Annotated in this window: 10 protein-coding genes; 6 read left to right on the plus strand and 4 right to left on the minus strand. The window is 59.6% G+C overall.

The genetic code is table 11. The features are described from left to right. Positions 1-110 precede the first annotated feature (110 nt). The 6 genes from IC37_RS18295 (at position 111) to cobA (ending at position 9,671) form a co-directional block, all read left to right on the plus strand. Positions 111-1,322, plus strand: a complete 1,212-nt coding sequence (locus tag IC37_RS18295; RefSeq protein WP_030127924.1) for a NarK/NasA family nitrate transporter — start codon at positions 111-113, stop codon at positions 1,320-1,322. 7 nt (positions 1,323-1,329) lie between these two features. After that, the gene (locus IC37_RS18300; RefSeq protein ID WP_030127925.1) at positions 1,330-3,000 is read left to right on the plus strand and encodes a bifunctional protein-serine/threonine kinase/phosphatase; all 1,671 of its coding nucleotides are present in this window, start codon (positions 1,330-1,332) and stop codon (positions 2,998-3,000) included. A gap of 411 nt (positions 3,001-3,411) precedes the next feature. Continuing rightward, entirely contained in the window at positions 3,412-5,865 is a 2,454-nt protein-coding gene (gene nirB / locus IC37_RS18305; RefSeq protein WP_030127926.1) for a nitrite reductase large subunit NirB, read from the plus strand. Continuing rightward, on the plus strand, positions 5,862-6,179 hold the full coding sequence (nirD, locus tag IC37_RS18310) for a nitrite reductase small subunit NirD (protein WP_030127927.1): 318 nt from the start codon (positions 5,862-5,864) through the stop codon (positions 6,177-6,179). The genes nirB and nirD overlap by 4 nt, the downstream gene beginning before the upstream one ends. Further along, positions 6,179-8,896 (plus strand): nitrate reductase, encoded by a 2,718-nt coding sequence (locus IC37_RS18315; protein ID WP_030127928.1) that lies wholly within the window; start codon positions 6,179-6,181, stop codon positions 8,894-8,896. Before nirD ends, IC37_RS18315 begins: the two co-directional genes overlap by 1 nt. 10 nt (positions 8,897-8,906) lie before the next feature. Beyond that, positions 8,907-9,671 carry a uroporphyrinogen-III C-methyltransferase gene (gene cobA, locus IC37_RS18320; protein ID WP_030127929.1) on the plus strand — a complete coding sequence of 255 codons (765 nt, stop codon included), beginning with the start codon at positions 8,907-8,909 and terminating at the stop codon, positions 9,669-9,671. Between the two features lie 94 nt (positions 9,672-9,765). Here the strand turns inward: cobA and IC37_RS18325 are convergent, their stop codons facing one another. From IC37_RS18325 to IC37_RS18340, 4 genes are all read right to left on the minus strand, one after another. Continuing rightward, on the minus strand, positions 9,766-10,800 hold the full coding sequence (locus IC37_RS18325; RefSeq protein WP_030127930.1) for an OmpA family protein: 1,035 nt from the start codon (positions 10,798-10,800) through the stop codon (positions 9,766-9,768). A gap of 107 nt (positions 10,801-10,907) precedes the next feature. Continuing rightward, complete coding sequence (sigX, locus tag IC37_RS18330; protein ID WP_030127931.1) at positions 10,908-11,498, minus strand: RNA polymerase sigma factor SigX; 591 nt, start codon at positions 11,496-11,498, stop codon at positions 10,908-10,910. Between the two features lie 85 nt (positions 11,499-11,583). Beyond that, a complete protein-coding gene (locus IC37_RS18335; RefSeq protein WP_007902078.1) occupies positions 11,584-12,408 on the minus strand; it encodes a mechanosensitive ion channel domain-containing protein in 825 nt (274 codons plus the stop codon). A gap of 2 nt (positions 12,409-12,410) precedes the next feature. Next, on the minus strand, positions 12,411-12,659 hold the full coding sequence (locus IC37_RS18340; protein WP_007940635.1) for a hypothetical protein: 249 nt from the start codon (positions 12,657-12,659) through the stop codon (positions 12,411-12,413). Positions 12,660-12,701: the final 42 nt, after the last annotated feature.

Here is a 12,701-nt window from a genome sequence, read left to right on the forward strand (position 1 = left end):
GCGTTTTTCCGTTTTGGCCCCAGAGACCGGGGCCGGTGGCGCGGCCTTTGTGGCGCCCCACCTGCAAGCTCATGACTCCTTCTTGATACGCCTGACAGCTGAGGTGCGCGATGAATTCAAGCTTCTGGAAATCCGGCCATACCCCGACACTGTTCGCAGCCTTCCTCTATTTCGACCTGAGCTTCATGGTCTGGTACCTGCTCGGCCCAATGGCGGTGCAGATCGCCGCCGATTTGCAGCTGACCACCCAACAGCGCGGGCTGATGGTGGCCACGCCGATTCTGGCCGGGGCCGTGTTGCGCTTTATCATGGGCATGCTGGCGGATCGCCTGTCACCCAAAACTGCCGGACTGATCGGCCAGGTGATCGTCATCTGCGCCCTGTTCGTCGCCTGGAAACACGGCATCCACAGCTACGAGCAAGCACTGCTGCTGGGCCTGTTCCTCGGCATGGCCGGTGCGTCCTTTGCCGTTGCCCTGCCGCTGGCGTCGCAGTGGTATCCGCCGCAGCACCAAGGCAAAGCGATGGGCATCGCCGGCGCCGGTAACTCGGGCACCGTTCTCGCCGCACTGATCGCCCCGGTGCTGGCCGCCGCGTTTGGCTGGAGCAACGTGTTCGGCTTCGCCCTGATTCCGCTGATCCTGACCATCATCGTCTTCGCCTGGCTCGCTAAAAATGCCCCCGAGCGGCCGAAAGCCAAGTCCGTGTCCGACTACTTCAAGGCCCTGGGTGACCGCGACAGCTGGTGGTTCATGTTTTTCTACAGTGTGACCTTCGGCGGTTTCATCGGTCTGGCCAGCGCCCTGCCCGGCTACTTCAACGACCAATACGGCCTGAGCCCGGTGACCGCCGGCTACTACACTGCTGCTTGTGTGTTCGGTGGCAGCCTGATGCGTCCGTTGGGCGGCGCGCTGGCGGATCGTTTCGGCGGGATTCGCACCTTGCTGGCGATGTATACCGTCGCAGCGCTCTGCATTGCAGCAGTGGGTTTCAATCTGCCGAGCTCCTACGCCGCGTTGGCGCTTTTCGTCTGCACCATGCTCGGTTTGGGTGCAGGCAACGGCGCAGTATTCCAGTTGGTGCCGCAGCGTTTTCGCCGGGAGATCGGTGTGATGACCGGGCTGATCGGCATGGCCGGCGGCATTGGTGGCTTCGCACTGGCAGCCGGCATGGGCGCGATCAAGCAAAGCACTGGCAGCTATCAACTGGCGTTGTGGTTGTTCGCCAGCCTTGGCGTACTTGCCTGGTTCGGTCTGCATGGTGTGAAACGTCGCTGGAGAACCACTTGGGGTTCGGCAGCCGTCACCGCTGCTCGGGTGTGAGAACTGAATGAGCCTGCAACTGAGCTTTGCCGAACACAGTGCCATCGGCCCCCGCGAGGAGAACCAGGATGCTCTGCGCCTGGTCACTCCGGCCCCGGCGCTGGCGGCAAGCAAGGGTTACCTGTTCGCCATCGCCGACGGCGTCAGCCAATGTGCCGATGGCGGGCTCGCCGCCCGTTCGACCTTGCAGGCCCTGGCGCTGGACTACTACGCCACCCCGGAAACCTGGGGCGTCGCCCAGGCATTGGACCGTCTGCTACTGGCGCAAAATCGCTGGTTGCAGGCTAACGGTGGCGGGCAACCGCTGCTGACCACGGTCAGTGCCTTGGTGATGCGCGGCCGGCGTTTTACCCTGGCGCATGTGGGCGATTGCCGGGTTTATCGCTGGCACGTCGATACGCTGCAACGGGTGAGTGAGGATCACGTCTGGGACCAGCCGGGCATGCAACATGTGCTCAAGCGGGCCCTCGGACTGGATCAACACTTGGTGCTGGACTTTCTCGATGGTGAACTGCGCCTGAACGAGAGTTTCGTACTGCTCAGCGACGGCATCTGGGCCGTGCTGGGCGACACCGCCATTGCGGGCATTTTGCGCGATCAGCCTGACCTGAACAGTGCCGCGCAGACCCTGGTCAGCGCCGCGCACCTGGCCGGCAGTCAGGACAACGCCAGCGCCCTGCTGGTGCGGGTCGATGCCCTCGGTGAAACCAGCATCGGCGATGCACTGATTCATCTGCAGCAATGGCCCCTCCCGCCTGCGCTGAAGCCGGGCCAGACCTTCGAAGGCTGGCAGGTCGAAGGGATCCTCGGCCAGAGCCAGCAATCGCTGCTCTACCGGGTGCGCGACGCACAACAACAGCCCTGGCTGCTGAAAACCTTGCCCGGTGCGCTCCGTGACGATCACCAGGCGGGGCAGGCATTGTTGTCGGAGGAATGGTTTCTCAAGCGTGTGGCCGGGCGGCATTTTCCTGAAGTCCATGCCGCCAGTCAGCGTCAGCATTTGTACTACGTGATGCGTGAATATTCCGGGTCTACCCTGGCTGAGCTGCATCAACGCGTGGGAACACTGCCATTGGCTCAATGGCTGGATCTGGCCGAACGCTTGCTGCGGGCCATAGGCATATTGCATCGACGGCAAATTCTGCATCGCGATATCAAACCGGAGAACCTGCTGCTGGGGGACGACGGTGAGCTGCGACTACTGGATTTCGGCCTAGCCTACTGCCCGGGGCTGTCCGAAGATCAAGCCTGCGCGCTGCCCGGAACGCCCAGCTATATCGCGCCGGAAGCCTTTCGTGGTGACCCGCCGACGCCACAACAGGATTTGTATGCGGTCGGGGTGACCTTGTATTACCTGCTGACCGGGCAATATCCCTACGGCGAAATCGAAGCGTTCCAGCGCCCACGATTTGGTGTGCCTGTCAGCGCCAGTCGCTACCGGCCCGACCTGCCGGAATGGATCGCGCAAAGTCTGGAGCGCGCGGTGGCGGCGGCTCCGGATCAGCGTTTTGAAACGGCGGAAGAATGGTTGTTGCTACTGGAACAGGGAGAACGTCGCAGTTTGAGCGTGCGCCCCAGACCGTTGCTGGAGCGCGAACCGCTGAAAGTCTGGCGGACGTTGGCACTGGTGTCGTTGCTGGTAAATCTGGTGCTGCTGTTTTTGCTGTTTCATGGTTGAGTTTTTCACTGAACCCAAAAGATCAAAAGATCAAAAGATCGCAGCCTGCGGCAGCTCCTACCGGTGCCCACGATCTCCTGTAGGAATTACCGCAGGCTGCGATCTTTTGACTTTTCTGCTTCAAAACCGGGCATCGCGCCTTGAACCGGTGCACGCAAACACCCTCCTCCCACGCTGAGAGCCCATAAATTCGGCATTTGTGCGACTTGGCACAACCACTGCATTACCTTTCCCAACATACATAAAGCCCGGCCTTCAACGTAGAAGGCTGCGCTGCCCGAGAGAACGGGACAAGGACAAAGGCGTCCTCGCTAGTTAACTAGCGGGACGCCTTTTTTTGTTTGCGCAAAATTTTGTCGAGCAAGGCCTGAATGCCCTGATGAGGCAGGCCCGAGCTCCCCGGAGAACCTGATGAAAAAACTAAAACTGGTGATGATCGGCAACGGCATGGCCGGGGTTCGCACCCTGGAAGAATTGCTCAAGCTGAGTAATGAGCTGTACGACATCACGGTCTTCGGCGCCGAACCCCATACCAACTACAACCGTATCCTGCTGTCGCCAGTACTGGCCGGCGAACAAACGTTCGAAGAGATCGTGCTCAACGATCTGGACTGGTACCTGGAAAATAACATCAAGCTGCTGCTCAACCGCAAAGTGGTGGAGATCGACCGGGTCAAACGCCGGGTCATCGCCGAAGACGGCACCGAGGCCGAATACGACCGCCTGCTGATCGCCACCGGTTCGACCCCGTTCATCCTGCCAATCCCCGGCAATACCTTGCAGGGCGTGATCGGTTATCGCGACATTGCCGACACCCAAGCGATGATCGACACCGCCAAGACCCACAAGCACGCCGTGGTCATCGGCGGCGGCCTGCTGGGTCTTGAAGCCGCCAACGGCCTGATGCTGCGCGGCATGCACGTCACCGTGGTGCACATCGGCGAATGGCTGCTGGAACGGCAACTGGACAAAACCAGCGGCCAACTCCTGCAAACCGCCCTGGAAGCCCGTGGCCTGCATTTCCGTCTGTGCGAACAGACCCAGGCTCTGCACGATGCCGGCAATGGCCGGGTCGGCTCGGTGCAGTTCAAGAACGGCGACATCATCCCTGCCGACCTGGTGGTGATGGCCGCCGGTATTCGCCCAAACACCGAACTCGCGGAAAAATCCGGCATCCCGTGCAACCGCGGGATTCTGGTCAACGACACCCTGCAAACCTACGACCCTCGGGTCTACGCCATCGGCGAATGCGCCAGCCACCGTGGAGTCGCCTACGGTCTGGTCGCGCCGCTGTTCGAACAGGCCAAGGTATGCGCCAACCACCTCGCCCAATTGGGCTTCGCCACCTACAAGGGTTCGGTGACTTCGACCAAATTGAAAGTCACCGGCATCGACCTGTTTTCCGCCGGCGACTTCATGGGCGGCGAAGGCACTGAGACCATCACCCTCTCCGACCCGATCGGCGGGGTTTACAAAAAACTGGTGATCAAGGATGACGTGCTGGTCGGCGCCTGTCTGTACGGCGATACGGCAGATGGCGGTTGGTATTTCCGGCAGATCCGTGAGAACCATGCCATCGGCGAGATCCGCGATCACCTGATGTTCGGCGAAAACGCCCTCGGTGACGTAGGACACCAAGGCCAGGACAAGGCCATGAGCATGGCCGACACCGCCGAAGTCTGCGGCTGCAACGGCGTGTGCAAAGGCACCATCGTCAAGGCCATCCAGGAACACGGTCTGTTCAGCGTCGATGACGTGAAAAAACACACCAAGGCTGCCAGTTCTTGCGGTTCCTGCGCCGGTCTCGTCGAGCAGATCCTGATCAATACCGTGGGCGGTGCGGCGGACGTCAAACCGAAAAGCGAAAAAGCCATCTGCGGTTGCAGCGACCTCAACCACGGGCAAATCCGCCAAGCCATCCGCGACCAGCACCTGCTGAGCATTGCCGGCACCATGAGCTACCTGAACTGGCGTACCCCGAACGGTTGCGCCACGTGCCGTCCGGCGCTCAACTACTACCTGATTTCCACCTGGCCGGGCGAAGCCAAGGACGACCCGCAATCGCGTCTGATCAACGAACGCGCCCACGCCAACATCCAGAAAGACGGCACTTACTCTGTAGTCCCGCGGATGTGGGGCGGTGTGACCAATCCTTCAGAGCTGCGGCGCATCGCCGATGTGGCCGACAAGTACAACGTGCCAATGGTCAAAGTCACCGGCGGCCAGCGCATCGACTTGCTGGGGATCAAAAAGCAGGATCTGCCAGGCGTCTGGAAAGACCTGGACATGGCCTCCGGTCACGCCTACGGCAAATCCATCCGCACCGTGAAAACCTGCGTCGGCAGCGAGTTCTGCCGCTTCGGCACCCAGAACTCCACGCAACTGGGCATTGAGCTTGAGCACGACCTGTTCAACATGTGGTCGCCGCACAAAGTGAAACTGGCCGTCTCCGGTTGCCCACGCAACTGCTCGGAAGCGGGGATCAAGGACGTCGGAATTATCGGCGTAGATTCCGGCTGGGAGATGTACATCGGTGGCAATGGCGGGATCAAAACCGAAGTCGCGGAGTTCTTCGTCAAGCTGAAAACCGCCGAAGAAGTGCGCGAATACAACGGCGCGTTCCTGCAGCTGTATCGCGAAGAAGCCTTCTACCTCGAGCGCACCGTGCATTACCTGCAACGGGTCGGCATGGAATACATCAAGAAAGCAGTGCTGGAAGACCCGGAGCGGCGCAAGGCATTGAACGATCGCCTGCAGTTCTCCCTGTCGTTGGAACAGGACCCCTGGAAGGAACGCCTCGAACAGCCACTGCTGAAAAAAGAATTCGAGGTCATTCCCGTGAAGAACCTGGAGGTATCGGTATGAACTGGCTGGATATCTGCGCACTGGAAGAAATCAACGCACTGGGCTCGCGGATCATCGCCGGCCCGAAAGGCGACATTGCGATTTTTCGTACAAGCGACGATGAGGTTTTCGCCCTTGATGACCGCTGCCCGCACAAGGGCGGGCCGCTGTCCCAGGGTTTGATCTACGGCAAACGGGTAGCCTGCCCGCTGCACAACTGGCAGATCGATCTGCAAACCGGCGAGGCCCTGGCCCCGGATGTCGGCTGCGCCCATCATCATTCGGCACGGGTCGAGAACGGCCGGGTACTGCTGGCCCTACGGGAAGCAAGCTGATGGACAAGCAAATCACCGCCTCGACCTGCTGCTATTGCGGGGTCGGCTGCGGCGTGCTGATCGAGCACGATGGCGAGCGCATCCTCGGCGTCAGCGGCGATCCCGCGCACCCGGCCAACTTCGGCAAATTGTGCAGTAAAGGTTCGACCTTGCACCTGACCGGCGACTTGGCAGCACGGGCGTTGTACCCGGAATTGCGCCTCGGCAAAGGCCTGGCCTGCAGCCGCACCGACTGGGACACGGCTCTCGATCACGCCGCCAGCGTCTTCGCCGAGACCATCGCCGAGCACGGCCCGGACAGTGTCGCATTCTATATCTCCGGGCAGTTGTTGACCGAGGATTACTACGCCTTCAACAAACTGGCGCGGGCGCTGGTGGGCACCAACAACATCGACAGTAATTCACGGCTGTGCATGTCTTCTGCGGTGGTCGGCTACAAGCGCAGCCTCGGTGCCGATGCTCCGCCTTGCAGCTACGAAGACCTGGAGTTGAGCGACTGCGTGATGATCGTCGGCAGCAACATGGCCTACGCCCACCCAGTCCTTTTTCGTCGCCTGGAAGAAGCAAAATCCCGCCGCCCACAGATGAAAGTCATCGTCATCGACCCACGGCGCACCGACACCTGCGATTTGGCTGACCTGCACCTGGCGATTCTGCCCGGCACCGATGTCGCCTTGTTCCATGGGATTTTGCACCTGTTGCTGTGGGAAGACTGGGTCGACCGCGATTTCATCAAGGCCCACACCGAAGGCCTGGCCGAGCTGAAAAACCTGGTGCGCGATTACACCCCGACAATGGTTTCGCAACTCTGTGGCATCAGCGTCGAGCAATTGCAGCAATGCGCGGAATGGGTCGGCACTTCACCCAGCTTTCTGTCGCTGTGGTGCATGGGGCTGAATCAGTCCACCGCCGGCAGCGCGAAGAACAGCGCACTGATCAACCTGCACCTGGCCACCGGGCAAATCGGCCGGCCCGGTGCAGGACCTTTCTCACTGACTGGTCAGCCGAATGCCATGGGCGGCCGGGAAACTGGCAGTTTGTCGAACCTGCTGCCAGGCCATCGCGAAGCGGCCAATGCCGACCACCGCGCGCAAGTTGCCGACTACTGGGGCGTTGATCAACTGCCCGCAAACACCGGGCTGACGGCCATCGAACTGTTCGAGCAGATGCGTAGCGGCAAGATCAAAGCCCTGTGGATCGCCTGCACCAACCCTGCCCAGTCGCTGCCGGATCAAACCGCTGTACGCGCGGCACTGCAAGCCTGCCCATTCGTGGTGTTGCAGGAAGCCTTTCGGACCACCGAAACCGCCGCGTTCGCCGACCTGCTGCTGCCCGCCGCCAGTTGGGGTGAAAAGGACGGCACGGTCACCAACTCCGAACGGCGCATTTCCCACGTCCGTCAGGCCATTGGCGCACCCGGTGAAGCACGGCCCGACTGGGCGATCACCGTGGATTTCGCACAGCGCCTGGAAAAACATCTGCGCCCTGGAGCAACCAGCCTGTTTGCCTTTGAAACCCCGGCGCAGGTCTTCGATGAATACAAACACCTGACTCGCGGCCGCGACCTCGACCTGTCCGGGATCAGCCATGAATTGATCGACCAACTCGGTCCGCAGCAATGGCCCTTCCCCGCCGGTGCCCGCGAAGGCACGGCGCGGCTGTATCTCGACGGGGTTTTCCCGACCGCCAGCGGGCGTGCACAGTTCGTCACCGACCCGTATCGCGCCGCCAAGGAGCAACGCGATGCGCGCTTCCCGCTGACCCTGATTACCGGCCGCCTGCGCGATCAATGGCACGGCATGAGCCGCACCGGCACCGCCGCGCAACTATTCGGCCATGTCAGCGAAGCCGTGTTGAGCCTGCACCCGGATGAACTGCGTCGGCATCGCTTGCAACCTGGCGATCTGATCAATCTGAAAAGTCGCCGGGGCTCGGTGATCGTACCGGTCAGCAGCGACAACAGCGTACGTCCGGGCCAGGCCTTCCTGCCGATGCATTGGGGCGACCGCTTTCTCAAGGGCGGCGTGAATACCCTCACCCTTCCCGCCTTCGACCCATTGTCGAAACAACCGGAACTCAAACACAGCGGTGTGCGCCTCGAACCTGTGCAATTACCTTGGCAGCTTTTCGCTCTGATAGAAGGTGATGTTCAACAGCACTTGGAGACACTACGACCGCTCTGCGAGGCGTTTTCCTACGCCAGCCTCAGCCTGACCGGCCGTGAACGCCCTGCACTGCTGATACGCGCCGCCAGCGCCACCGCGCCAGATCCACAGCTATTGCGTGATATCGATCAATGTCTGGGGCTCAACGCAGGCCCGGTATTGGCGTACGACGATCCTCGGCGCTCGATCGGCAAACGGGTACGGATCGAGAACGGTCGGATCACCGCGATTCGCCTGGCCGGTGAAACCCTCGCTCAGCACTGGCTGCAAAGCCTGTGGCTCGAAGGTCGCGCCGACGAACAGCTACGCCGTTGGCTGTTGGCGCCCTTGAGTGCACCACCGGGCGGCGCTGGCGGTCCGGTATCGGGCACCAAAACTCTGTGCAATTGCATGAACGTCAGCCAGAACGCGGTCTGTGCCGGCATTGGCCGTGGTCTGGATTTGCAGGGTTTGAAACAAGAATTGGGCTGCGGCACGCAATGCGGCTCCTGCGTCCCGGAAATCAAGCGTTTGCTGGCCGCCACTGCGCAGCCAGTCGCCGTCATCTCGTGAGGAAAACACTATGAGCGCAAAAGTCTGGCTGGTGGGTGCGGGTCCTGGCGATCCTGAATTGCTGACCCTCAAAGCGGTTCGAGCGTTGCGCGAAGCAGACGTGGTGCTGATCGACGATCTGGTCAATGACGCGGTGCTGGAGCATTGCCCGAGCGCGCGAATTATTCCTGTGGGTAAGCGCGGCGGCTGTCGCTCCACGCCCCAAGCCTTCATCCATCGTCTGATGTTGCGTTATGCCCGCCACGGCAAATGCGTGGTGCGGCTCAAGGGTGGTGATCCGTGCATCTTCGGGCGCGGCGGTGAAGAAGCGCAGTGGCTGCGCGAGCGTGGCGTCGAGGTTGAGCTGGTCAATGGCATCACGGCGGGTCTTGCCGGCGCGACCCAATGCGATATTCCGCTGACGCTGAGGGGCGTGGCGCGTGGCGTGACACTGGTCACGGCGCACACTCAGGATGACAGCAGCCTGAACTGGCAGGCCCTGGCTCAAGGGGGCACCACACTGGTGATCTACATGGGCGTGGCGAAGCTCAGTGAAATTCGCGAGCAATTGCTGGCCGGCGGAATGGCAGCCGATACACCTGTGGCGATGATCGAAAATGCTTCCCTGCCGCACCAACGGGAATGTCGGAGCGATCTGACAGCGATGGAGGAAGATGCCTGCGCCTTTGAATTGAAAAGCCCAGCCATTTTGGTGATTGGAACCGTGGCAGCCTGTGCAACGTCATCTCTGTGGGAGCGCGGCTTGCCCGCGATGGCGGCCGATCAATCAGCCTGAACCTACCTTCCCCTCACAACCAAATCCCTCATCACCAAATCGCAGACAAAGAAAAGCCCGGCCTAAGCCGGGCTTTTCCAGAGCTGCGAGCTAATTACTTAGCGCTAGCTTCAACCTGCGCTTCTACGCGACGGTTTACAGCGCGACCAGCGTCAGTTTTGTTGTCAGCAACTGGGCGGGATTCGCCGTAGCCAACAGACTGAACGCGGGACGATTCAACACCGTACTGGTTGGTCAGAACTTGCTTAACGGCGTTTGCACGACGCTCGGACAGTTTCTGGTTGTAAGCGTCAGGACCGACGGAGTCAGTGTGACCTTCAACAGTAGTAGTGGTGGATGGGTACTGCTTCATGAAGTCAGCCAGGTTCTTGATGTCGCCGTAGCTGTTAGGCTTGACTACCGACTTGTCGAAGTCGAATTTCACGTCCAGCTCAACACGAACAACTTCAGCAACTGCTGGGCAGCCATCAGCGTCAACAGTTACGTTGGCCGCGGTGTCCGGGCACTTGTCAACGTTGTCGCAAACGCCATCGTTGTCGCTGTCGGCGCAGACTTCAGCTGGTGCTGGAACTGGAGCAGCAGCAGGCTTGGAGCCGCCACCGAAGTTCACACCGATACCAACGCTAGGAGCCCACTCGGTGTCGCCCTGGTCGATGTTGTACTGAGCTTCAACGCCAGCACGGGCGTAGAAGTTGTCGGTGAAGTACAGCTTGGCACCGCCGCCAACGTTGGCGAAGGTGGAACCGTTACGACCGCTTTTGCCGTTCTGACCAATGCTTTGGTCGGAGAAGCCAGCCGATACGTACGGACGCAGCATGTCGCCCGGGTTGTTGAAGTGGTACAGAGCATCCAGAGCGGTGTTGGAGCCCTTGATGTTACGACCATCTTCAGCACGTGCGTTGTGCACTTCGTCGTAGGCCAGACGCAGTTCAACGTCGTCGGTCAGGAAGTAACCAACAGAACCGCCGAACAGGTTGCCGTTGTTCTTGAAGTCACGAGCGCTGTCGAACATTTCTTTCTTAGCGAAGCCTTCGATTTCAACTGCGCCTTGGCCTTGTGCCAGAGCGCCGAACGAAGTGGCAGCAATAAGAGAACCAATGGCCAAGCCCAAGGTGTTTTTCAGTTTCATCCGTTAAATCCCCATCTGGTGATTGTGAAGCAGTCCCGCAAACCGGGGGACAACTCGGCGGCAAGTCTATCAGAACTTGCCTACACGTAAGAGATATTTGCGCCGAACTAAGTTTCAGCGATGCCTGCAAATTTCTCACGCAATTTGTCTAGAGCGCGTTTGTAACGCATTTTTGTCGCACTCAAACCCATGTGCATTATGTCTGCGATCTCCTGAAATTCCAGCTCTGCGACAAATCGTAGCACCAGAATTTCACGGTCGATCGGGTTCACATACACCAGCCAGCGATCAAGTCCGCCCTTCTCCTCAGGTTTCGGCATCTTTTCTTCAGATGCTTCCTCGAGGGGGTCCAGACTCAAAGCGTCCATCAAGCGACGCTTTCGCCGTTCTTTCCGATACTGCGTGATGCACTCGTTGTACGTGATGCTATATAGCCATGTCTTGAACTTCGATTTGCCCTCGAAGTTCTTCAGGCCGTACAGCACCTTCAACATCACTTCCTGACAGACATCATCTGCGTCACGATCGTTCCCGAGATACCGTGCACAAACGTTAAATAATGTTCGCTGGTAACGCCGCATCAGTTCTTCATAAGCGCGCGTTACGTGAAACAGCTCGGTATGCGAGCGCGCGACCAACTCCTCATCAGAGAGCTCGCGGGGGTCGTAGCGCGTGGAGAGCAATTGAGCTTTATTCAAAACAAGTCTGGCCGACAGTCAGGTCAATGTCCGCCGCAGCCCTCAGGGCATTTTGCGGCGGCATACATTAGCAGGATTTGCCGGGTTAGCGGCTACTCACATGCTGCTCCAAGAGAATCCGATTCGAGAGAGAGACTAGCTCACCCTCATCGGTCAGCACGGTGGTTTTAACCGTGCCGATCTCTTCGATCTGACCTTCGACCTCGCCAACTCGCACTTGTTGCCCAACCTGATACAACTCACGCACATAGATTCCCGCAAGAATCTGACCGGCAATTTCCCGACTTCCCAAGCCCATGGCCAGCGCAACCGCCAGACCAACGGTAATCAAAACGATCACGATCACATGGTTGAGCAGGTCTGTTTTGACCTCCAACTGGCTGATCGCAACCGAAATACTGATGATGATCACCAGGCCCTGGGCAATTCGCCCCAGGCCCGCGGCGTAATCAAGCCCTACGCCTTCTGCCGCGCCACGCACCAGCCCATTGGCCAGTTGCGCCAGCAAGACACCCACCAGCAGTACCAGCGCAGCACCGAATACTTTCGGCAAATACAGCGCCAACATGTCCAGCGTAGCCGAAACTCGCTCAAGTCCAAGTGATTCTGCGGCTGAAACCAGAAAAATCAGCAGAACGAACCAATAGACGATCTTGCCGATCAGCGTCGAGATAGGCACCTGCAGGCCGGCGCGGGATAGCAACTTGGTCAGCCCGGTACCGCCCATCAAGCGATCGAGACCCAGTTTGGCAAGCAATTTGGAGAGTAGCGTGTCCAACAGTTTGGCCACGACAAAACCCAGCAGCAGCACAACCAATGCGCCGAACAGGTTCGGAATGAAGTTCGCAACCTTGGTCCATAACGCAGTCATTGCAGTGACGAGGCTCTGAGTCCAGAGATCAAGTTCCATATTCAATCAGCCTTATCAGCAGTGCGAGCGGTAGGTTTACGAAGACGGGAAACCGGCGCGACGTGGGCCGATCCGTTATTCAAGGCGATCATCAGCGCGGGCAGCCAGCGGCCCAGCAGGCTGAACAGATCGCCGGCACCGACCTGACGGTTGGCGGTTTTCAGCACGCGACCCAGGCATGCATCGTCGTCACGGCTGGACGGCGAAGCTTTGAGCATGTCACGCAAAGACTGTTCAAACGGATCGTGCATACGCACCTCTCGTGATATCTGTGAAAGACGCGGTTAAATTTG

It is taken from the genome of Pseudomonas sp. QTF5, assembly GCF_000512695.2.
Classification (GTDB): domain Bacteria; phylum Pseudomonadota; class Gammaproteobacteria; order Pseudomonadales; family Pseudomonadaceae; genus Aquipseudomonas.

What these genes read in the sequence shown, in the direction of transcription:
- IC37_RS18295 (WP_030127924.1), top strand. Translation starts at nt 111, where the DNA reads ATGAATTCAAGCTTCTGGAAATCCGGCCATACCCCGACACTGTTCGCA.
- IC37_RS18300 (WP_030127925.1), top strand. Translation starts at nt 1,330, where the DNA reads ATGAGCCTGCAACTGAGCTTTGCCGAACACAGTGCCATCGGCCCCCGC.
- nirB (WP_030127926.1), top strand. Translation starts at nt 3,412, where the DNA reads ATGAAAAAACTAAAACTGGTGATGATCGGCAACGGCATGGCCGGGGTT.
- nirD (WP_030127927.1), top strand. Translation starts at nt 5,862, where the DNA reads ATGAACTGGCTGGATATCTGCGCACTGGAAGAAATCAACGCACTGGGC.
- IC37_RS18315 (WP_030127928.1), top strand. Translation starts at nt 6,179, where the DNA reads ATGGACAAGCAAATCACCGCCTCGACCTGCTGCTATTGCGGGGTCGGC.
- cobA (WP_030127929.1), top strand. Translation starts at nt 8,907, where the DNA reads ATGAGCGCAAAAGTCTGGCTGGTGGGTGCGGGTCCTGGCGATCCTGAA.
- IC37_RS18325 (WP_030127930.1), bottom strand. Translation starts at nt 10,800, where the DNA reads ATGAAACTGAAAAACACCTTGGGCTTGGCCATTGGTTCTCTTATTGCT.
- IC37_RS18335 (WP_007902078.1), bottom strand. Translation starts at nt 12,408, where the DNA reads ATGGAACTTGATCTCTGGACTCAGAGCCTCGTCACTGCAATGACTGCG.
- IC37_RS18340 (WP_007940635.1), bottom strand. Translation starts at nt 12,659, where the DNA reads ATGCACGATCCGTTTGAACAGTCTTTGCGTGACATGCTCAAAGCTTCG.